The following is a 20,517-nucleotide window of genomic DNA, read 5'->3' as shown; positions in this document are numbered from 1 at the left end:
GCTAGGCTATGCTCCTGTTCGAAGGCCCGCTTTCGAAGTGCCTGCGCGTCTGTTCGTCCGCCGGAAAGAAGGATTCGATCAGGACGCCTTGCACCAGGGCGTCCTGTGCCGAGCCGAACGATGTCAGCGTGGTGATGAAGGAGAGCCGTGTCTTTCCCATGCCGATCTCGACCGGAAGAACGGGCAGCCGCTCGCTTTGCGGGAAGGCTTCCAGTGCTGCGCGCACGTCCCCATCCGCCGCCAGCCGCTCGATCCGCCGCGCAAGCGCGCTGCGCGGCCCCTGCAGCCAGGCGTCGGCCCGGATGCGATGGAAAAGGTCGGCGGCCGTCTGTTCCCAGTTGAGGATGATGGAACGCAGGGGCGACGGGCCGAGATAGGCATCGAGGAAATTGTCGCCGGGCCGTAATGCGAGGCCTGCCATTGCAGCCAGCCCCTCAAGCGCGCCGTTCGCGGCAAGCACGTTGTAATCGTGGTCGAAAACGACGCCGGGATAGGGATCGTGGCGCGCAAGAATCAGGCTGATCGCCTCCTTGACCGCACTTGGCATCGCATCCAGGGCCGTTGCCGGCCGGGTTTCCAGTCGGGGCCGAAAACCGGCCGTCGAAAAGAGAATGCCCTGGTCGCGCGCGGGGATTGCCAGTACATCCGACAGGCGCAGGATCATCCCCTCAGACGGCCGAGACCGGCCCGTCTCGAGGAAGGAAAGATGGCGCGTCGAGATGCCGGCTTCGGCGGCAAGCTGCATCTGGCTCAGGCGCCTGTGGGTGCGCCATTCCTTTAACCGTTCACCGAACTCCATCGACACCTCCCTGCGTCGCAAGCAGGAGACGACGGATCGGGGCGAAAATCCATTACCTCCAAGGTAATTGTTTCTGATCGGCAGCTTCTGGAGGATCGGGCCATCAGCAACGAAAGGACGATCCCCATGTTTGCAAACCTCAACCGCAACCTCCTTAAGGCCGTCATGCTCGCCGACGGCGCCTTTTCGCTCGTGGCCGGCGCCGGGCTGGTAGCCCTTGCCGGGCCGATCGCCGGCTTGCTCGGGGCTTCCGTCGATCCCGCAATCGTCGGCTCGGTCGGCCTGTTCCTCCTCGGATGGGGCGTGTTCCATCTCGCCGCGGGGCGACCGGCGCAACCGCGCGCGGCCGCCATCGGCATCGCCATTGCCGGCGACGGGCTCTGGGTGCTCGCGAGCGCCGCCATCCTCCTTATGGCCCGGGAGCAGCTTTCGACGCTCGGCATGGCGGCGATCGCGCTCGTGGCACTGGCCGTACTCGATATCATGCTCCTGAAGCTTGTTGGCTGGCGCCGGCAGACAGGGGCGTGATGCGACAAGGCCGATTGCTCGGCCGGGACTCTCAGGGAGACGGACGAGCGTGTCAGACCGTCTCCCAGCCATCCTTGTCGCTGGCGCGATAGATGGCGTCGATCAGCTTCTGGTTCCTGACGGAGCTTTCGAGCGGGACCACTTCCTCTACCGCTCCGGCGGCCGCGCGGGAGAAGGCCTCCGCCTCCAGCTTGTACTGGCGCGAATCCTGAAAACGGAACAGCTGCGACAGGGCGTGGTTCTGGTTGGTCAGCTCGAGCTCCTCAGCGCCGTAGCGATCGGCGTTGAAGGGCGATTTCACCTCGATGAAGCCCTTGTCGCCATGGAACACCATCACCTGACGGGCCGCCAGCTGGGTGGAGACATAGAAGCTCAATTCGAAATCGCCGAAATCCGCACGCACGCTCGAATAGATGTCGGTGCCGAACTCCGGATCGCGCTCCGTCGACGCCTGCACCCGGATCGGCTCCTTGCCGGTGGCGAAACGGGTCGTGATCGCGGGATAGACGCCGATATCCGGCAGACCGCCACCGCCGAGTGCCGGAATGTTGCGCATATTGCCGGGATCACGGTTGAAATAGGTGAAGGCGCCCTGGACGTGGCGGAGCTTGCCGATCGCTCCCTCCTGCAAAAGCTCGCGCACCTTGCGCCACACGGGCGCATAGGTGACCATGTACGCCTCGGACACCACCACCTTGTTGCGGTCGCGGGCCGCGATCAGCGCGTCGATCTCCGATGCCTTCAGCGCGATCGGCTTTTCGCAAAGGACATGCTTGCCGGCGTCGGCGGCCTTGATCGTCCATTCAGCATGCTGCGAGGTCGGCAGGGGGATATAGACGGCGTCGATCGTGTCGGATGCCAGCATTTCCTCGTAGGAGCCGAAGGCGTGCGGCACCGAGAAGCGGGCAGCCATCGCGCGGGCCTTCGCGATATCGCGGCTGGCTATTGCCGTAACCACGCAATTCTCTGCGTCCTGAATGGCAGGCACGACCAGTTCGCGGCCGATCTTGGCCGTCGAGAGAATACCGAAACGCAGCATGGGAGCTCCTCCTTGAAACGGGTCGAAGACTAGTCGTGAGGTACGTGCCTAGCAAGGGCGGCGGCCGGCAAAATTTCCACGTGACTGGGTGTACATGTCGTGATCTCGCCCTACTCTACCGATCGCCCGCCTCGATTGTTTCATCAGAGAAATTTGGAGAACTCGCATGCAGAAGCGCTCGCTCGGTCGCACCGGCCTCGACATCGCGCCCCTCGTCTTCGGCGGTAACGTCTTTGGCTGGACCGCTGACGAGAAGACCTCGTTTGCGCTGCTCGACGCCTTCGTCGGCGCCGGATTCAACGCGATTGACACCGCCGACGTCTACTCCCGCTGGGTACCCGGAAACAGCGGCGGCGAATCGGAGACCATCATCGGCAAATGGCTGAAGCAATCCGGCGTGGCGCGCGACAGTGTCGTCCTGATCACCAAGGTCGGTTCCGACATGGGGCAGGGTCATCGCGACCTTTCGAAGACCTGGATCGCGGAAGCGGTCGAGGCGTCGCTGAAAAGGCTGCAGACCGATCACATCGATCTCTATCTCTCGCACTGGCCGGACGAGCGCACACCTTACGAGGAAACGCTGGAAGCCCATGCGGCGCTGGTCAAGGCGGGCAAGGTGCGGGCCTTCGGCGCCTCCAACCTCGATGCCGCACAGTTGCAGGCATCCTTCGATGCAGCCGAGGCCGCCGGCCTGCCGCGCTACGCCGCCCTTCAGCCCGAGTACAATCTCTACGACCGCTCCGGGTTCGAAGGCCAGCTTGCCGAACTCTGCCTGCGCGAGAACATCGGCGTCATCACCTACTTCAGCCTGGCGAGCGGTTTCCTCAGCGGAAAGTATCGCTCGCCCGCCGATACAAAGGCCGCCGCCCGCGGCGAAGGGGTCGCGCACTACCTCGACGACAAGGGCATGCGCATCCTTGCTGCGCTCGACAAGGTCAGCGCAGAGGCAGGCGCAAAGCCTGCGGAGGTCGCGCTGGCATGGCTGATGGCCAAGCCTGCCGTCACCGCGCCGATCGCAAGCGCGACCAGCCTCACGCAGATCGAGAGCCTCATCAATTCGGCCAGCCTCAGGCTGACGCCGGGGCAGATCGCCGCACTCGACGCTGCCGGCGTCTGACCGCATCCGTAGATCGACACGCACTGGCGCATCGTGCCAGTGCGGCTTTGGCGAGCAATCCCGGGGAAAGTCTGCATCATCCCGGAACATCTGCGCCGCCTTGCCGTTGACGTTAGGTCACAACAGCGTGACGTTCTCTCACACTGACGGAAGGACGAGGCAGATGGCCAAGGAAAAGACATTGGATGATCTCTTCTACGACACCCTGAAGGACATCTACTATGCGGAACGGCAGATCCTGAAGGCACTTCCCAAGATGGCGCGCGGCGCGCAGTCGGCCGAACTGAAGGCTGCCTTCGAAAAGCACAGGGAGCAGACGCAGGGCCAGGTCGAGCGCCTGCAGCAGGTGTTCGAGATCATCGGCAAGCGTGCCCAGGGCAAGACCTGCGAAGCGATCGAAGGCATTCTCGCCGAGGGCGAGGAGATCCTGGAGGAATTCAAGGGCACCGCTGCGCTGGATGCCGGCCTGATCTCGGCCGCCCAGGCCGTCGAGCACTACGAGATCTCGCGCTACGGAACGCTGAAGACCTGGGCGCAAACGCTCGGCCACAAGGAGGCGGTCAAGCTTCTCGATGCAACGCTGCAGGAAGAGGGCCAGACCGACAGCGACCTGACGAAGCTCGCCGTGGCGAACTCCAACAAGAAGGCTGTCAAGGCCGCCTGACATATCCCACCCGGCGTCAGGCGCCGGGGCGGGCTGGAATGACGGGAGGGATGGCCCACAGCACAACTTCAGCATCCAACCGATGCCGAAAGGCAGGCGGACGACGGGACGTATCACGGGTCTCTTCCACCGCCTGCATGCGAAGCGGCCGGCGGATAGCCCTGCCCGTCATTTCGGCTCCGGGAAACGGCAGTCCGGTCCCGAAGCCCAGTATCGAGCCTCAGCGGGTCAGGCTCAGGCGCGCAAGACCCCGCCGGTGGTCTTTGCGACATTGGCGACGATCTTGGCGGTCAGGGCCTCGAAATCCTCGTCCGTCAGCGTCTTGTCGGTGGGCTGGATGACGACCTCGATCGCGATCGACTTCTTGCCTTCGCCAACGGACGCTCCCTCGAAGACGTCAAAGACATTGACGGCGGTAACGAGCTTGCGGTCGGCACCCGTTGCTGCGCGCACGATCGCGCCCGCTTCGACGGCTTTGTCCACGACGAAGGCGAAGTCGCGCCGAACCGCCTGGAACGGCGACAGGTCGAGCGCGGGCTTCGTTCGCGTCGCCTTCTTCTTTGGTTCCGGCATCGCGTCGACGAAGATCTCGAAACCGGCGAGCGCGCCTGAAACATCGAGGGCCGCCAGCGTCTTCGGATGGAACTCTCCGAAATAGCCAAGCACGATCTTCGGACCCATCTTGATCGTGCCCGAGCGGCCAGGATGGTACCACGCCGGGCCGCCGGGCTCGATCTGGACATTGGCCATCGGCAGGCCGCAGGCCTCGATGACGGCCAGTGCATCGGCCTTGGCGTCGAAGACGTCGACGGGCTTGCCGCCGCCTTTGGCCGCATTCGACCACAGCCGCCCGGCACCGGCGAGCGACGCCGTGCCGCGACGCACGCCGCCTGCGACGCGCCGCTGGCCTTCCGGCCGGTCGTTCTCATAGGTTCCCGAGACCTCGAAGATCGCAACGTCGCCGTGACCCTTGTCGGCGTTGCGCTGGGCGGCGACCAGAAGACCCGGCAGCAGCGAGGGGCGCATATCCGACATGTCGGCAGCAATAGGGTTCGACAGTGCCAGTTCCGGGGCGCCACCGCCGAAAAGCTCGGCCTGCGCCTTCGGGATGAACGACCAGGTGACAGCCTCCATCATGCCACGGGAGGCGAGCGCGCGCTTTGCCTGCCGCGAACGGATCTGCAGCGTCGTCAGGATCTTGCCATTGACGCTTCCGTGGCTCGGCAGCGGTTCGGCATGGATCTTGTCGACGCCGTGGATGCGCATGACCTCCTCCACGAGATCGGCCTTGCCGTCCACATCCGGGCGCCAGGATGGAACCGTGACGGTCAACCGCTCGCCTGCACCTGTCACGCCGAAGCCGAGCTTCGTCAGGATCTCGCGGCTTTCCTCCGACGAGACCTCGAGCCCTGTCAGGCGCTTCACCTCGGATACCGGCAAATCGATCGACTTCGGCTCGTAGCCCCTGTAGCCGACCACGTCCGCCTTTGCCGCCGTGCCGCCGCAAAGCTGCAGCACGAGCTCGGTCGTCCGCTCCAGGCCGGGGAGCATGTATTCCGGATCGACGCCGCGCTCGAAACGATAGCGCGCATCGGTGATGATGCCGAGCATGCGGCCCGTGCGGGCGATGTTCATCGGGTCCCACAGAGCCGATTCGATAAGCACATCGGTCGTGTTCTCGTCGCAACCCGAATGCTCGCCACCCATGACGCCGCCGATGGACTCGATGCCGTTGTCGTCAGCGATCACGACATTGGCCGGCGACAGCGTGTATTCACGCTGGTCGAGCGCCAGCACGGTTTCGCCCTCCTTCGCCCGGCGGACGATCAGGTTGCCCCTGACCTTCGCCGCGTCGAAGACGTGCATGGGGCGGCCCTGATCGAAGGTCATGTAGTTGGTGATGTCGACCAGCGCATTGATCGGGCGCAGGCCGATCGCCAGCAGCCGCTGCTGCATCCAGCGCGGGCTCGGGCCATTCCTGACGCCGCGCACGAGGCGGAGAGCGAAGCCGGGGCAGAGATGGGTATCCTCGCCGAGTTCCAGCGCCACCTTCACCGGGGTCTCGCCTTCCACGGCAAAGGTCGGTACCTTCGGCGCCTTCAGCGTGCCGAGACCGGAGGCGGCCAGGTCGCGGGCAATGCCGTAGACGCTGGTGCAGTCTGGGCGGTTCGGCGTCAGATTGATCTCGATGACCGGATCGTCGAGGCCCACATAGGAGGCGAAGCTGGTCCCGACCGGCGCATCCGCCGGCAGATCGATGATGCCGTCATGATTGTCCGACATCTCCAGTTCCTTTTCCGAGCACATCATGCCGCGGCTTTCGACGCCGCGGATGTTGCCGACGGAAAGCGTCACGTCGATGCCAGGCACATAGGTGCCGGGAGCGGCGAAGGCGCCGACGAGGCCGGTGCGCGCGTTCGGCGCACCGCAGACGACCTGCACCGGTGCGCCCGAGCCTGTGTCCACCATCAGCACGCGCAGCTTGTCGGCGTTCGGATGTTGTTCGGCGGAGACCACCTTGGCGATGACGAACGGTTTGAACGAGGCCTTGTCGTCGACATCCTCGACCTCGAGCCCGATCGCGGTCAGGCGTTCGCAGATCTGTTCGAGCGAGGCGTCCGTTTCCAGATGCTCTTTCAGCCAGGAGAGTGTGAATTTCATCGTTTCTGATCCTTACGCGCGCGACTTAAGCACTGAGGCCGCCGAACAGGGTCGGCACGTCGAGCGGGCGGAAGCCGTAGTGGTTCATCCAGCGGACGTCGGCGTTGAAGAAGTCGCGCAGGTCCGGCATGCCGTATTTCAGCATGGCGATGCGGTCGAGCCCCATGCCCCAGGCGAAGCCCTGGTATTCGTCCGGATCGAGACCGCCGGCGCGCAGCACGTTCGGATGGACCATGCCGCAGCCGAGGATCTCCATCCAGTCCGTTCCCTCCCCGAACTTGACGATCGGGCCCGAAGAGCGGTCGCACTGGATGTCGACCTCGAAGGAGGGCTCGGTGAAGGGGAAGAACGACGGGCGGAAACGCATCGTCACGCTGTCGACCTCGAAGAAGGCCTTGCAGAACTCCTCCAGCACCCAGCGCATGTTGGCGACGTTCGCGGTCTTGTCGACCACGAGCCCTTCCACCTGATGGAACATCGGCGAATGGGTCGCGTCCGAATCCTGCCGGTAAGTCTTGCCCGGGATGATGATGCGTATCGGCGGCTTCTGCGCCTCCATGGTGCGAACCTGAACGGGCGAGGTGTGCGTGCGCAGCACCTTGCGCTCGCCGTTGCCATCCGGCGGGAAGAAGAAGGTGTCGTGCATCTCGCGGGCCGGGTGACCCTCGGGGAAGTTGAGCGCGGTGAAATTGTAATAGTCCGTCTCGATATCCGGCCCTTCGGCGATCGAGAAGCCCATGTCGGCGAAGATCGCGGTGATCTCGTCGACGATCTGGCTGATCGGATGGATGCGGCCGCGCTCGGCGGGGGAGGAACGCACCGGCAGGCTGACATCGACCGTCTCGGCGACGAGCCGGGCTGCGATCGCAGCGTCCCGCAGCTCGGTCTTTCGGGCGGCAATCGCTTCTGTCAGTTCGTTCTTCAGGGCATTGATCGCCGCGCCGCGGGTCTGGCGCTCTTCCGGCGTCATGGTGCCGAGCGTCTTCAGGAGTTCGGAGACGGAGCCCTTCTTGCCGAGGGCTGCAACGCGCACGGCCTCAATGGCCGCTTCATCGCCGGCGGCTGCAACGTCCGCCAACAGGGTCTGCTTCAAAGTGTCGAGATCGGACATTGCTCAAATCCATTGGCTCAAAGAAAAACCCGCGCCAGCCCTGCCAGCGCGGGTTTCCCAACTTCTATGTACAAAGGCTTGGGAAGCGCTGGCTTAACGAACCGCGCTTTCAAACTCGTTGGTGGTGCCAGCGTCCTTGAGGTACTCGAGCGCCTTCTTGGAAGCTGCGACGAGAGCGCCGAACGCTGCCGGCTCATGGATCGCCATGTCGGAGAGGACCTTGCGGTCGACTTCGATGCCGGCCTTGTTGAGGCCGTCGATGAAGCGGCCGTAGGTCAGGCCGAATTCGCGGACGGCAGCGTTGATGCGCTGGATCCAGAGAGCGCGGAAGTTGCGCTTGTTTACCTTGCGGTCGCGGTAGGCGTACTGCTTGGAACGGTCAACCGCTGCCTTGGCGGCGCGGATGGTGTTCTTGCGACGGCCGTAGAAGCCCTTGGCTGCCTTCAGCGTCTTCTTGTGCTTGGCGTGGGCGGTAACGCCGCGTTTTACACGTGCCATGTCATGATCTCCTTAACGTGTCCAAAATGCCTGAAAGTCTCAGAGACCGTTCGGCAGGTAGTTCTTGATGACCTTCTTGCCATCGGGCTCGGCGAGAACCATGGTTCCACGCGCGTCGCGAATGAACTTGTTGGTACGCTTGATCATGCCGTGACGCTTGCCGGCGGCGGCAGCACGGACCTTGCCGGTAGCGGTGATCTTGAACCGCTTCTTGGCAGACGATTTCGTCTTCATCTTGGGCATTTTGCTACTCCATTCTTCTTGGTTTCGAGACGGCTGACGAGGCACATCTCCAGCGTAAAGAACGGCCACGGCATGCCCTGCCGGACCGTTCGGACGGGGGCTTGTAACCGAAGTGCCCCGAAAGCGCAACCGGATTCCTGAGATCTCGGCGTCTGTGCCAGAATGCAAAAAGCCGCCAGGTCGGCGGCTCATGCACATTTCATGGGTCGTCACCCAAGCCGGCCGGACGGCCGGCCCGTCGGTCACGTCCGGGGTGCAAGCACCATCATCATCTGACGGCCTTCGAGCTTCGGCTCTGCCTCGACCTTGGCGATCGTCTGCGTGTCTTCCTTGACCTGAAGCAGAAGCTTCATGCCAAGTTCCTGGTGGGCCATTTCGCGGCCGCGGAACTTCAACGTCACCTTGACCTTGTCGCCGTCTTCGAAGAACCGGTTCATCGCCTTCATCTTCACGTCGTAATCGTGCGTGTCGATGTTTGGGCGCATCTTGATTTCCTTGATCTCGACGATCTTCTGCTTCTTGCGCGCTTCGGCCGCCTTCTTCTGGTTGGCGTACTTCAGCTTGCCGAGATCGAGAATCTTGCACACCGGCGGATCGGTGTTGGGGGAAATCTCCACGAGATCGAGACCGGCGTCTTCCGCCATGCGAAGGGCCTGATCGGTGGGCACGATGCCGTGGTTTACGCCTTCGGCATCGATGAGCTGAATCCGGGGGATCCGGATTTCACGGTTTGAGCGGGGGCCGTCCTTGACCGGAGCGTCCGCTTTGAAGGGTCTGCGAATGGTCGTATTCTCCTCGAATCGTTTCGGATAGGGATCGCATGTGCTGGGCGATCCTGCCGCCGGCGTTGCGCATACGCGCTGCTTGGCGGCAATGTGTCAATCGCCGAGGCGAAGTCAATAGCATGTCGCGCGGAAAAAATCACCATCTGTGCCGTCCTCGGCGAAATCGTGTAGATCAGGGCTCAAGAGGCGGTCCCGCCGGCATGGAGCGCGGCCGCACGCGGCACTTCAGGAGAAACGCATGAGCGCAGAAGAAACGAGAGAGACCGACGCCACGCTTTTGGTGGGGACGGGCCCCGACAGCAGACAGATCGCCATGCGCCTGCTTGGCGAAAACCCCGGCAACCGGCATGCACATCTCGTCTGGCTCGGCGGCTACCGATCCGACATGACGGGAACCAAGGCAGCCGAACTCGCAGGCCTCGCCGCACAGCTCGGCACCGGCTGCATCCGTTTCGACTATTCCGGCCACGGCGCGTCGGGCGGTGCCTTTGCGGACGGCACGATTTCGCGCTGGCTGGAAGAGGCGCTGGCCGTGATCGACCATGCGCGCCGGCACCTCGGCACCGGACGCATGATCCTTGTCGGCTCGTCGATGGGCGGATGGCTGGCGCTCAGGGTCGCCCAGGAGCTGCGCCGGGCGGGCCGGGTGGAGGACATCGCCGGCATGGTCCTGATCGCGCCCGCGCCCGATTTCACCAGCGAGCTGATCGAGCCCAACCTCACCGAGGCCGAGCGGACCTCGCTTGCCGAGCGCGGCTATTTCGAGGAGCCGACGCCCTACGGTCCCGAGCCGAACGTCTACACGCTGAAGCTGATCGAGGACGGTCGCCGGAACCGGGTGCTCGGCGGTGTGCTCGACACCGGCTGCCCGGTGCACGTGCTGCAGGGCATGGAAGATCCGGACGTGCCCTACACCCATGCGATCCGCCTGATGGAGCACCTGTCCGGCGACGACGCCGTGCTGACGCTCATCCGTGACGGCGACCATCGCCTGTCGCGCCCGGAGGATATCGAGAAGCTCAAAGAGGCGGTTTCCCACATGGTTGATGCTGCATGAATGCCACGCAAGGCGGCGCATTTTAACCATGTTGCCGCATTGCGAATTATCGTGATTGACGACCAGCCCCCTAAAAATTTAACGTTTTGTTAACGATTGAGGGGACACCCAATGGCGCGAATGATTGGTGCTAAGGCATTCTTTGTGGCAATTTCAGCCCTTTTTGTATCATCTTCAGCAACGTTTTCGGCACCCGCTTCCGCCCTTTCGATGCAGACCGGCGCCATCACCTCGCAACCGATCGGTCACTACGAGTTCTGCCAGCAATACCGGTCCGAATGTGCCGCCGGCCAACGCGATCCGGGCCCGGCAAAGGTGACCGAGTTCGGCTGGAACGTCGTTCGCAACATCAACAGCACCATCAACCACGAGCTCACGCCCGTCACCGACAAGGAGCTCTACGGCAAGGACGAGCACTGGGCCTATCCGGACACGGCCGGCGACTGCGAGGACTTCGTGCTTTTGAAGCGCCGCAAGCTGATCGAGCACGGCTTTTCGGCTGCAGACCTGTTGATCACCGTTGTGCGCAAGCCGGATGGCGAGGGTCATGCGGTGCTCACGGTACGTTCCACCGATGGCGACTACATCCTCGACAACCTGGACGGCGACGTGAAGCTGTGGACCGAGACGCCCTATCGCTACCTGAAGCGGCAGGCCTCCTTCCACCCTGGTCGCTGGGTCTCCATCGAGAATGGCGATGCGCTCATGGTGTCGTCGGTCGGCAAGTAGGCACTGCGCCAAGACATTCCGGAGTGCAGTGTACGGCGGCCCCACGGCCGCCGTTTCCGTTTCGGGTCAGGCGTTGCCAATCAGCACACCGCAGGCAAACACCAGCCCGCCGCCCAGCACCACCTGGAAGGCGGCACGCCAGAAAGGCGTCTCCATGAAACGGTTCTGGATGAAGGCGATCGCCCAAAGCTCGACGAAGACGACCGAGGCCGCAATGGTGGTGGCGATCCCGAAATGCGGGATCAGATAGGGCAGCGCATGGCCGAGACCGCCGAGCGCGGTCATGATGCCGGACGCCAGCCCGCGCTTGACCGGCGAACCACGGCCGGAAATCTTGCCGTCGTCATGGGCCGCCTCGGTAAAGCCCATCGATATGCCGGCGCCGACGGATGCGGAGAGGCCAACGAGAAAGGTCTGCCAGGTATCCTGCGTGGCAAACGCCGCGGCGAAGATCGGTGCCAGCGTCGAAACGGACCCGTCCATCAGGCCGGCAAGCCCCGGCTGGACGTAGGTGAGGATGAACTGGCGGCGGGCGACCTGGTCCTCGTCGGCAATGGCTGCCGCGTTCTCCTCGCCCTCGCGCATATGGCGGGCCTTGTCCTCATGGGATTTCTCAGCGATCGCCAGGTCGCCGAGAAGCTTTCGGGTGGGCGCATCGGTCGCCCGCGACGCCGCCTGAAGGTAGAACCGGTGGGCGGCTTCCTCCATCGCTTTGGCCTGCGCACGCGCCGTCTGGACAGGCATGTTGGCGATCAGCCAGTCAGGCTTGCGCTCGGGAAAGTCGCGGACATGCTCGCGCCGGACGAGCGGGATGCGCTCTCCGAACCTGCGGATGTGCATGTCGATCAGCATGCGGCGATGCTCGTTCTCCTCCTGCGCCATTTCGGCAAACATGTGCGCGGTGTGCGGCGAAGTTTCCCGCAGCGCATCGGCATAGGCGAGGTAGATGCGGCTGTCGTCCTCCTCGGACGAGATGGCGAGGGCCAGTATCTCCTGTTCGCTAAGCGATTCCAGAGAGCGCTTGTAGCTGCGGAAAAAACGGGAGAGCATCAGGAAACCTTTTTTAGAATAATTCTAAAAATAGGACCGAACCCATGCCGCGTCAACGGTGCCCGACGCAATGGCAATGCCGCCGGGGCAATGCCGCCGGAGCCGATTTAGCCGAAGACCTGAAAGCTCAGACCAGCCCCTTGGAGGCGCGCCGGCGGGCGGCCGAGAGGCCGCGAAAGATGGGCGAGGCTATGTCCGCCTCGATCATCGCCGAAAGGCCGGCGGCGGTGGTGCCACGGTAGTCGAGGAAGACGTCGACGAGATCCGACGGTGTTGTGTCCGATTCCGCCATCAACACACCCGCTCCCAGGAAAAGCTGACGCACGGCGGCATCTGCCGTCTCCGGATCGAGCCCCGCGCCGATCGCGTGGCGGATCATGGCATCGGCAAAAAGTGCCGGAAATGCAGGTCCAGAGCCGGTCAACGCGGTGAAGTAATCGAGCTGCGCCTCCTCGAGAATTCCATGCGCCTGCCCGGAGGCGGAGAAGAACCGGTAGACGAAATCGGCTTCGCGATCCGTCACGCTGTCGGTGGCGAACCAGGGTGTGAACGACAGCCGGTGCTCGGCGCAGGCATTGGGCATTGCGCGCACAACACGTGTCGCGCGGTAGCTCCGGGCCAGATCCGCCACCGTCACGCCGGCGACGACGGATATGAGCAGCCGATCGCGCAGGTCGACCGCGATCTCGGCCAGATCCTGCGGACGAACGCAGAGCATCACGATGTCCGACGCTGTCGCCAGTTCCTCGTTGTCGGCCGTCACCTCAATATCCGGCCATTCCTCGAAACCCGGCACGCGGCCGGAGCGCGACGAGAGAATCAGCCTGTCCGGCCGCAGCAGACCATCCTGCAGCGCGGGGCGCAGAAGCGCACCCGCGAGCCAACCTCCGCCGCCAATGACACCGATCGTCGTCACGCGATCCTCATGCCCATTCACCGCCGCGCATCACCGGAACGCGGCTGCCGTCAACCCGGACGCCATCGATGTCGATCTTGTCCGAGCCGATCATCCAGTCGATGTGGATCAGGCTCGAATTTCCGCCCTGTGCGGCGATCTGCTCCGGCGAGAGGTTCGCGCCATCCAGGAAGCACTTCGAATAGCACTGGCCGAGCGCGATATGGCAGGCGGCGTTTTCGTCGAAAAGGGTGTTGTAGAACAGCAACCCGCTCGCCGAGATCGGCGAGGAATGCGGAACCAGCGCGACCTCGCCCAGGCGGCGCGCGCCGGCGTCGGTGTCGAGGACCTTGACAAGGACGGCCTCGCCCTTCGACGCGTGCGCCTCCACGATGCGGCCGCCCTCGAAGCGCACGCGGATGTCATCGATGAGGGTCCCTTGATGCGAAAGGGGCTTGGTGCTGGAAACATGCCCTTCGACGCGCAATGCGTGCGGGGTGGTGAAGACTTCTTCGGTCGGGATGTTCGGGTTGCAGGTGATGCCGTTCTTTGCGGTCGAGGCCCCGCCATGCCACTCGTGACCATCGGCAAGACCGATGGTGAGGTCCGTCCCCGGCCCTTTGAAATGAAGGGCCGAAAAGCGCTCGCCGTTCAGCCAGGTGGAACGGCTGCGCAGGTTCGCATTGTGCGCCTTCCAGGCGCCGATCGGATCATCCAGGTCGACGCGCGACGCGGCGAAGATCGCATTGGCGAGCTTCTCGACCGCCACGTCCTCGGGATCGTTCGGAAACACCTGCCGGGCCCAGGACGGGTTGGGATAGGAAACGATGTTCCAGTTGATGTCGAAATTGGCGATCTTCTCCAGTGCCGGCTTGTAGGCAATCGAGTTCGCCCTGTTGGCTCGGGCGACCTTGGCGGGATCCTCGCCGGCAAGCAGCATGGGATTGTCACCGGCGATCGCCAGGCGGGCGGCGCCATCGGCATAGGCCTTTGCCATGCCCTCGTACAGCCAGTCCGTGGCCCGGTCAAAACTGGCGTCCGGGGCGTAGCGATAGCGCGAAAGCGTGGCCTCCTCGTCGGCATAGAACGTGCTGACAAGACCGGCGCCGGCCATATAGGCATGCTTGGTGATGAGGCGGACCAGCGGCAGGGCCGCGATCGGCGCGGTCATCACGAGATCCTGCCCCTTCTGCAGCCGAAGGCCGACATTGACGGCCACATCTGCAAGCTTCTCGAGCTTGGCCGGATCGACGGGGGCGGTGCGAACGGGTGCGTTCATCGCGGTTCCTGCTGTCTTCGATTGCGATCCCCCTTCTTAGGACGGATTCGCAAAAAACAGAAGGTCGGGCGTGCGGATAGCTGCGACTCGCTGCGTCTCTACGAAACAAGCGGCGCGGCCACGGCGTTCAGCGCCTTGCAGATGTCGTGCGGCGACAGCCGAACCTGGAGGCCGCGCTGACCGCCGTTGACATAGACGCTCGCATGCGCCAGCGCCATGGCCTCGATTGCGGTCGGGACCTGCTTGCGCTGGCCCAACGGACTGATGCCGCCGACGTGGTAGCCCGTCAGCCGCTCCGCGTCCGACGGCTTCATCATTCTGGCCGACTTGCCTTTGAAGGTTGCGGCGAGCTTTTTCATGCTGACTTCGCAATCGGACGGCACGATGACACAGACGGGCTTGCCATCGACCTCCGCCATCAGGGTCTTCAGCACACGGTCCGGCGTCTCGCCCAGGGCTTCGGCGGCCTGCATCCCGATCCTCTCGGCGGACGGATCGTACTCATAGGCGTGGGTGGTAAATGCGATGCCGGCCCGGACGAGGGCCTGGGTGGCGCGTGTGGTTTTCGACATGACGGCCGTGGCTGCTTGTTGCGGGAGCGCCTATCGGTGCGACAGCGGACTGCGTTCTGTCAACAGCTGGACTGAGGCTTCGAACGCCGCAAGGTTTCGAACAGGCGATGGATTGACGATAGGCAAGCAACAACCGAGCCGAACTGAGGGCAACCCGCTGCCCGACCTTGCCTTGCCACAAACTATTGGTTACTGCGAGGTTTATCGATCCGCCGGGATCTGGAACAGGTGTCGCCCGCCCTGGACGATCTCCGGCAAGCGGGTGGTCCGTGCTGCAGTTCCGTCGTATCCAATTCCAATACCTGATCTCGACCAACCGGTTTGCGGAAGCGCTTGCACTGTCGCAGTCCGACGGCGAGCGCGCCGGCCGGGCCTGGGCATTTTACCGGCTCGGCTGCTACCGCTCGGCGAGCGCTCTCGTCCGCGAGCCGCGCTCGGGGCGCGAGGCACTGGCGCTCGGCGTTTCGCTGGCTGCCTCCGGGCAGAATGATGCAGGCGTGGAGCTTCTGCGAAAAGCGCGGGCAAATGGCCTCCTGAAAGGGCGCCAGCTCGCCGCCGCAACCGAGGCGATTGCGGCCTACAGCCTTGAGACGGCCGCTGAATTCGTGGACGCCGGCGCACCTGTGAGCAGCGGGCTGCGTATTGCCCTGCTTCTGGCGCAAGGCCGGCGCGACGAAGCGCTGGCCGCCGCGAAGGCCGCCATCGACCGTGGCAATGGCGCACGCGAGCCGGACCTTTTTCTCCTGTTCGCCAATGCAATGCCGCAGGACGGCACGCAACTGGATCTCGCAAACGCCTATCTGTCTTCGCACGGGCTGTCGCCCGTCGCCCTGATCGACCAGGCAAAGCCGATGTCGGCCTCCAACCTTGCCAGCCGCGTTGCCGCCGGCAGCGTCCGCGGCCCGCTCGTCACCGTGACCATGCCGGCCTACAACACCGGCGCCCGCATCGGGCGCTCGATCGAGTCGCTTCTTGCCCAGACCTACCGCGACATCGAGGTCGTCGTCGTCGACGATGCGAGCACGGACGACACCGTCGCCGTGGTCAGGGAGCTGGCCGGGCGAGACCCGCGCGTCCGGCTGATCGTGCGCGACGGCAATGGCGGGCCCTATGCGGCTCGGAACATGGCGCTCGCCAATGCAAGAGGGATGTTCGTCACCTGTCAGGACTCCGACGACTGGGCGCATCCCGAAAAGATCGCCCGTCAGGTGAAGCCGCTTCTGAAGGACAAGGGGCTTTTCTTCACCCTGTCGAACTGGGCGCGGGTCGATGACCACGGCCACTTCTACGCCCGGCAGGTCTACCCCCTCACGCGGCTCAACCCCGCTTCGCCGCTCTTCCGCCGCGAAGAGGCCCTGGCGCAGGCCGGCTACTATGAAGACGTGCGCACGGGTGCGGACAGCGAATATATCGCCAGGCTGAAACTCGTCTTCGGCTGGCGCGGCTGGAAGCGGCTGCGCCAGCCGCTATCCTTCGGCGCGCATCGGCCCGGATCGCTGATGACGGATGCCGGAACCGGGATCGCCCGCGGCGGCGTCAACCTGGAACGGCTGGACTACTGGGAAGAATGGAGCGCGCGCCATATAAGCCGCTTTGCAAAGCGGTAACGCCACCAGTGGAGGCAGGCCAGAGCTGCTGCCGGCCATGCAGGAAGAACGCGCTCAGAAGTCGCGCTGCACGCGCAGGACACCACCCCAGTTTTTGGCCTTAGGGCCGGCCTTCTCGTCCATGTTGTTGACGAAATCGAGTTCGGGGGTGATCGTCAGTCCGGGAACGACGGTGTAGACCACGTTCAGCGCCGCTTCGATGTCATCGCCTTCGTCGAAGTTGATCGAGGCATTGAACTGCGCCTTGTCGGACAGATCATAGGTCGCGCCCAACCACGCCGCCCAGTCGCCTTCCCAGAGCGCATAATTGTTGATCCGGTCACCGTCGGTGCTCCACCCGCCCATCGCAAACAGTGACAACTGGCCGATCTTGCCGTCGATGCGAACTTTGACGGCTCCCTCCTCCATCGAGGCGTCATAGCCCCCTGCGCCACGGATCATGAAGTCGCCTGCGGTGTAACCCGCCGCAACGACCAGATCGGGCATGTAGCTGTCTTCGGCCACGGCGTAGTCGTAGACGCGGTCGTTGTCCTGTTCGCTCGGATCCTCCACGGCCAGGCCGAAGCTGAATCCGGAGCCCGGATCGTAGGTGTAGCGGAGCTGATTGCGGGCAAAGTCGCCGTAGTCGACGTAGTAATAGTCGTTGATGCCGTTGCCGGCATAGCCTGTGAATTCGGTGTAGAGCGTGTCGCTGAGACCGGCGCGGAAGCCGGCCAGCTCGATATAGGCGGCCTTGATGGTTTCGTAGGCATCGGTGTTGTCGTCGCGGTTTATCTCCACCTCAAAATAGGTGTTGAGCTTCCCGAAGTCGGTCTCCGACGCCGTGTCCATCGTGAGCAAGAGCCGCGAGCGCGTGAACCAGGAATCGCCGCCTCCACCGGGATAGGTATCCTGCCCGTTCGGGTCGCCGCCGGCGACCTCGGCCCGGAGGTAACCGCCGATTTTCAGGCAGGTTTCGCTGCCGGGGATGTAGAAGTACCCCTCGCCTTCGGCGTCGCAGAGCCGGACATAGTCCATCGGTTCCGGCTCGGCCGCGACGACGGCGTCGGCCGCATGCGCACCATATGCAGTCGCCGCGACGGTCGCCGCGCCGAGAAGAACGCTAGTGATTTTCATGCATCCCCACTCCGTTGTCGGAGGCAGCAGCCGGCGAATCAGGGCTCGCCACCGATTTCACCGGGGAGAATTGCAGCGCTTTGCGGTCAACGCAATATCGTTTGCTAATTTAGAAACGCGACCGGGATGGCAATGGATATTAACCCGCGGCTCAGATAAATTTGCCGCATGGGATGGAACCAGTCGGCGGCCCCACCCGCGGTTCGGCGGCGCGCCAAGGGGCCTATTCGAACAACGCGTTGCTGTGGCGGGCGGTGCGGAACCTGGCCGCGGCCTCGGTGCGATTGTGGACGCCGAGCTTGCGGATGATGTTGTGCAGGTGGATCTTCACCGTGTGCTCCGACAGGCCGAACGCGGCGGCGATGAGCTTGTTCTGCATGCCGCGCGAGACCATTTCGAGGATTTGCAATTCGCGCGCGGTGAGGTCCGAAACGCCGTTCTCAGGCTTGCGCGGCGGGGGCTGCGCCGCCGCGTTGTAGGCGAGGACGGGACCGACATCGGCCGGGCGCGCATTGACCATCGACCCGGGCGGGAAGTACTCGCCGCCACACAGCATCAAGCGGATGATCGACAGCCAGATGTCGAGACGCATGTCCATCGGCAGGACGCTCCGGAAAAGCGGCGAGTCGACGATGGCCGAGAGGGAGGCGGCCTGCTGCTTCTCATGGGGCTCGATAACCGCGGCGAGCGCATGGGAATGGATGCGGTTGAGGGCCGCGGTGGCAGCCTCCGCCTCCCCCATCAGGCCTACGTCGACAAGCATCAGCGCCACGGGGTGGGAGAAGCTCCGGCACGCGGCAGCGACGCTGCCGACCTGCTCGACCAGTATCCAGGGGAACTCGCGCTCCACCGCATCAACGAGCCGAGGTGAAACACTGCCCGTATCCGACATGATCAGCATCACGCGTTGCGGCTCAGGCCCACCCCTGATTCCGGCCACGCCCAAACCCGCTTCCGCGTAATCGTTCCCGTCCAAAAGCACCATATCCTTCACCCGCGCGACTCGTCGGCCGGCAGCCGTGACGACCGGCCAGACGGACGCATTCGCGCATCACCTCGAAGACCTTAGCGCACGTCCGAAGCGACGGCGACGACACAAATGGGCTGAGTGGAGGGCGCGAAAGGCAGCGCATGTGGACACGCTCGGCGGCAGGCAATCATCCAAACGAACTAGGCGATCGAGCGCTCATCCACCATCTAAGGAACCCGGCGCAGGGGGCGCCCTACCTCACCCGTCCGAGCACCACCCATAGATTGCGCAAGATTATGCTCGGGCACGGGAAGGGCGACGTGGGTAGGTATGGCATATACACTTTCACCAATATTGATGAAGCCGAAGCAACGTCCTTCCCCTTCTCAATATTTCAATAATTTGCACACTGGAAAGCGCCGTCGCTGAGGCAAGCCGGGCGCTGGCGGGCGAGCATATGTCTTACGCCGCCGTTCATGCCCGGGATCTTTCAGGTTGGAGACACACATGCCAGGCACCACCCTGCATCGTCGCCGTTCGATAGGAGCCGGGACCATGGTCTCGGCGCTTCTGCTGGGCATTCTCCTAGCGCCCGTACCCGCGTTCGCCTCCAAGCTCGTGCCGCAGACACGACTGCGGCTGAACGTGGTACAATGGATGCCAACGCGGGGCGTCTACGAGCGGTGGGATGCGCTCGGCGGCGAATTTGTCGTATCCGACGAGGGCACAATCGCCCTGCCGGTTCTCGGCAACGTGCCGGTGGGCGACCTCGACGAGGCGCAGCTCGCCGCCAAGATCGCCGACGAGCTGAAGGCCAGGATCGGGCTTGTCGAAAAGCCGGAAGCCTCCATCGCCATCGTCGACTATCCTCCGATCTACGTCGTGGGCGACGTGACGACCTCCGGCGAATTCCGGTTCCGGCCCGGGCTGACGGTGTTGCAGGCACTCGCGCTGGCGGGCGGCGAGTTCCGTCCCGAGGGCCTCAGCGGCACACGGGATCGCGCCGAATTCGCAGGAGAGCTGCGCGAACTCAACGATTCCATCCTGCGTAGCACCATTCGCGTGGCGCGCCTGGATGCGGAGATGGCTGGGGCCAAGGAGTTCAAGTTCGACATGAAGCCCTATCGCAAAAATCCGCTGGCGGCGGGGATCTACGACCAAGAGAAACAGATATTCGCCGCACGCGCCGCGGTCGTCGAGCGCCAGTCGCGCTCGTTCGCCGAACTGCGCGACCTGATGGCGCAGGAAATCGACGCGCTGGAAAAGAAGATCGACTCGAACGACGAGGATCTCGATTCGGTTCGCAAGGAATTGGCCACCATCAAGCCGATGGTGGACCGCGGCGTCATCCTGCCGACGCGGCAGACGGACCTCGAAAGAACGCTGCGCAGCTACCAGGCTTCGCGGCTCGACATGGTGACCGCGATCATGCGCGCACGACAGAACATAGCGGAGGCAACACGCAACCTCGAAGGTCTTGCCGATAACCGGCAGGCCGACGTCACCGCACAGCTCCAGTCCGAGCGCGGTGCGCTGAAGCAGTTGCAGTTGCGGCGCGACACCAGGCAACGGTTCCTGACGGACACGCTGGGCGTTGATACCGGCGAGGAAAACGGTGCCCAGCCGTCGATCACCACCTACAGCATTTCCCGGCGCGTCGACGGAAAGGTGACGCCGATCGACGCGGAGGAGACCACGACGCTCCTTCCCGGCGACGTCGTTCGTGTCCAGCGGGTTCGCATCAGGGACGCCGAGCAGGCCGCCGACGCGGCTTCAACGGAAGAGGCGAGCCAATGA

The 20,517-nt window shown here is 63.9% G+C and carries 20 protein-coding genes; 7 read left to right on the top strand and 13 right to left on the bottom strand.

Features of this window, described 5'->3' with window-relative positions:
• Position 1: 1 nt before the first annotated feature.
• Positions 2-799: a helix-turn-helix domain-containing protein gene (locus CRO48_RS13350; protein ID WP_097140052.1), complete on the bottom strand. Its 798-nt coding sequence runs from the start codon at positions 797-799 to the stop codon at positions 2-4.
• 126 nt (positions 800-925) lie between these two features.
• Between CRO48_RS13350 and CRO48_RS13345 the strand changes: the two genes are divergently transcribed.
• Positions 926-1,327, top strand: coding sequence for a hypothetical protein (locus CRO48_RS13345; protein ID WP_097140051.1), 402 nt, complete (start codon positions 926-928; stop codon positions 1,325-1,327).
• Positions 1,328-1,379: 52 nt separating this feature from the next.
• Here CRO48_RS13345 and CRO48_RS13340 read toward each other — a convergent pair whose 3' ends face one another.
• The gene (locus CRO48_RS13340; protein ID WP_097140049.1) at positions 1,380-2,366 is read right to left on the bottom strand and encodes a Gfo/Idh/MocA family protein; all 987 of its coding nucleotides are present in this window, start codon (positions 2,364-2,366) and stop codon (positions 1,380-1,382) included.
• A gap of 166 nt (positions 2,367-2,532) precedes the next feature.
• On the opposite strand from CRO48_RS13340, the gene CRO48_RS13335 reads away from it, so the two are divergent.
• Both CRO48_RS13335 and CRO48_RS13330 read left to right on the top strand, forming a co-directional pair.
• Entirely contained in the window at positions 2,533-3,483 is a 951-nt protein-coding gene (locus CRO48_RS13335; RefSeq protein ID WP_097140046.1) for an aldo/keto reductase, read from the top strand.
• A 163-nt stretch (positions 3,484-3,646) separates the two neighbouring features.
• Positions 3,647-4,147, top strand: coding sequence for a YciE/YciF ferroxidase family protein (locus CRO48_RS13330; RefSeq protein WP_097140044.1), 501 nt, complete (start codon positions 3,647-3,649; stop codon positions 4,145-4,147).
• Between the two features lie 234 nt (positions 4,148-4,381).
• Here CRO48_RS13330 and pheT read toward each other — a convergent pair whose 3' ends face one another.
• From pheT to infC, 5 genes are all read right to left on the bottom strand, one after another.
• Positions 4,382-6,808: a phenylalanine--tRNA ligase subunit beta gene (gene pheT / locus CRO48_RS13325; protein ID WP_097140042.1), complete on the bottom strand. Its 2,427-nt coding sequence runs from the start codon at positions 6,806-6,808 to the stop codon at positions 4,382-4,384.
• A gap of 25 nt (positions 6,809-6,833) precedes the next feature.
• On the bottom strand, positions 6,834-7,919 hold the full coding sequence (gene pheS, locus CRO48_RS13320; protein ID WP_097140040.1) for a phenylalanine--tRNA ligase subunit alpha: 1,086 nt from the start codon (positions 7,917-7,919) through the stop codon (positions 6,834-6,836).
• A gap of 93 nt (positions 7,920-8,012) precedes the next feature.
• Positions 8,013-8,417 carry a 50S ribosomal protein L20 gene (rplT, locus tag CRO48_RS13315; protein ID WP_097140038.1) on the bottom strand — a complete coding sequence of 135 codons (405 nt, stop codon included), beginning with the start codon at positions 8,415-8,417 and terminating at the stop codon, positions 8,013-8,015.
• A 39-nt stretch (positions 8,418-8,456) separates the two neighbouring features.
• Entirely contained in the window at positions 8,457-8,660 is a 204-nt protein-coding gene (rpmI, locus tag CRO48_RS13310) for a 50S ribosomal protein L35 (RefSeq protein ID WP_065372108.1), read from the bottom strand.
• Positions 8,661-8,902: 242 nt separating this feature from the next.
• Positions 8,903-9,442, bottom strand: a complete 540-nt coding sequence (gene infC, locus CRO48_RS13305) for a translation initiation factor IF-3 (protein ID WP_097140036.1) — start codon at positions 9,440-9,442, stop codon at positions 8,903-8,905.
• Positions 9,443-9,683: 241 nt separating this feature from the next.
• On the opposite strand from infC, the gene CRO48_RS13300 reads away from it, so the two are divergent.
• Together CRO48_RS13300 and CRO48_RS13295 are read left to right on the top strand one after the other, a co-directional pair.
• On the top strand, positions 9,684-10,502 hold the full coding sequence (locus CRO48_RS13300; RefSeq protein WP_097140034.1) for an alpha/beta hydrolase: 819 nt from the start codon (positions 9,684-9,686) through the stop codon (positions 10,500-10,502).
• 111 nt (positions 10,503-10,613) lie between these two features.
• Positions 10,614-11,231 carry a transglutaminase-like cysteine peptidase gene (locus CRO48_RS13295; protein WP_097140032.1) on the top strand — a complete coding sequence of 206 codons (618 nt, stop codon included), beginning with the start codon at positions 10,614-10,616 and terminating at the stop codon, positions 11,229-11,231.
• 66 nt (positions 11,232-11,297) lie between these two features.
• On the opposite strand, the gene mbfA is transcribed toward CRO48_RS13295, so the two are convergent.
• From mbfA to ybaK, 4 genes are all read right to left on the bottom strand, one after another.
• Entirely contained in the window at positions 11,298-12,281 is a 984-nt protein-coding gene (gene mbfA, locus CRO48_RS13290) for an iron exporter MbfA (protein ID WP_097140030.1), read from the bottom strand.
• A 127-nt stretch (positions 12,282-12,408) separates the two neighbouring features.
• Positions 12,409-13,197: a pyrroline-5-carboxylate reductase family protein gene (locus tag CRO48_RS13285; RefSeq protein WP_176526753.1), complete on the bottom strand. Its 789-nt coding sequence runs from the start codon at positions 13,195-13,197 to the stop codon at positions 12,409-12,411.
• A 7-nt stretch (positions 13,198-13,204) separates the two neighbouring features.
• Positions 13,205-14,455, bottom strand: coding sequence for an aminopeptidase (locus CRO48_RS13280; protein ID WP_097140026.1), 1,251 nt, complete (start codon positions 14,453-14,455; stop codon positions 13,205-13,207).
• A 98-nt stretch (positions 14,456-14,553) separates the two neighbouring features.
• The gene (ybaK, locus tag CRO48_RS13275) at positions 14,554-15,027 is read right to left on the bottom strand and encodes a Cys-tRNA(Pro) deacylase (RefSeq protein ID WP_097140024.1); all 474 of its coding nucleotides are present in this window, start codon (positions 15,025-15,027) and stop codon (positions 14,554-14,556) included.
• Between the two features lie 269 nt (positions 15,028-15,296).
• Here ybaK and CRO48_RS13270 point away from each other — a divergent pair, with 269 nt between their 5' ends.
• Complete coding sequence (locus CRO48_RS13270) at positions 15,297-16,634, top strand: glycosyltransferase family 2 protein (protein ID WP_097140022.1); 1,338 nt, start codon at positions 15,297-15,299, stop codon at positions 16,632-16,634.
• Positions 16,635-16,688: 54 nt separating this feature from the next.
• On the opposite strand, the gene CRO48_RS13265 is transcribed toward CRO48_RS13270, so the two are convergent.
• Both CRO48_RS13265 and CRO48_RS13260 read right to left on the bottom strand, forming a co-directional pair.
• Positions 16,689-17,750, bottom strand: a complete 1,062-nt coding sequence (locus CRO48_RS13265; RefSeq protein ID WP_097140020.1) for a porin — start codon at positions 17,748-17,750, stop codon at positions 16,689-16,691.
• 223 nt (positions 17,751-17,973) lie between these two features.
• Positions 17,974-18,735 carry a helix-turn-helix transcriptional regulator gene (locus tag CRO48_RS13260; protein WP_097140018.1) on the bottom strand — a complete coding sequence of 254 codons (762 nt, stop codon included), beginning with the start codon at positions 18,733-18,735 and terminating at the stop codon, positions 17,974-17,976.
• A gap of 492 nt (positions 18,736-19,227) precedes the next feature.
• Here CRO48_RS13260 and CRO48_RS13255 point away from each other — a divergent pair, with 492 nt between their 5' ends.
• The gene (locus CRO48_RS13255; protein WP_097140016.1) at positions 19,228-20,517 is read left to right on the top strand and encodes a polysaccharide biosynthesis/export family protein; all 1,290 of its coding nucleotides are present in this window, start codon (positions 19,228-19,230) and stop codon (positions 20,515-20,517) included.

Source organism: Rhizobium subbaraonis (genome assembly GCF_900220975.1).
Lineage (GTDB): Bacteria > Pseudomonadota > Alphaproteobacteria > Rhizobiales > Rhizobiaceae > Mycoplana > Mycoplana subbaraonis.
Note: the sequence above shows the minus strand (reverse complement) of the source record. Positions and strands in the feature narration are given on the sequence as shown.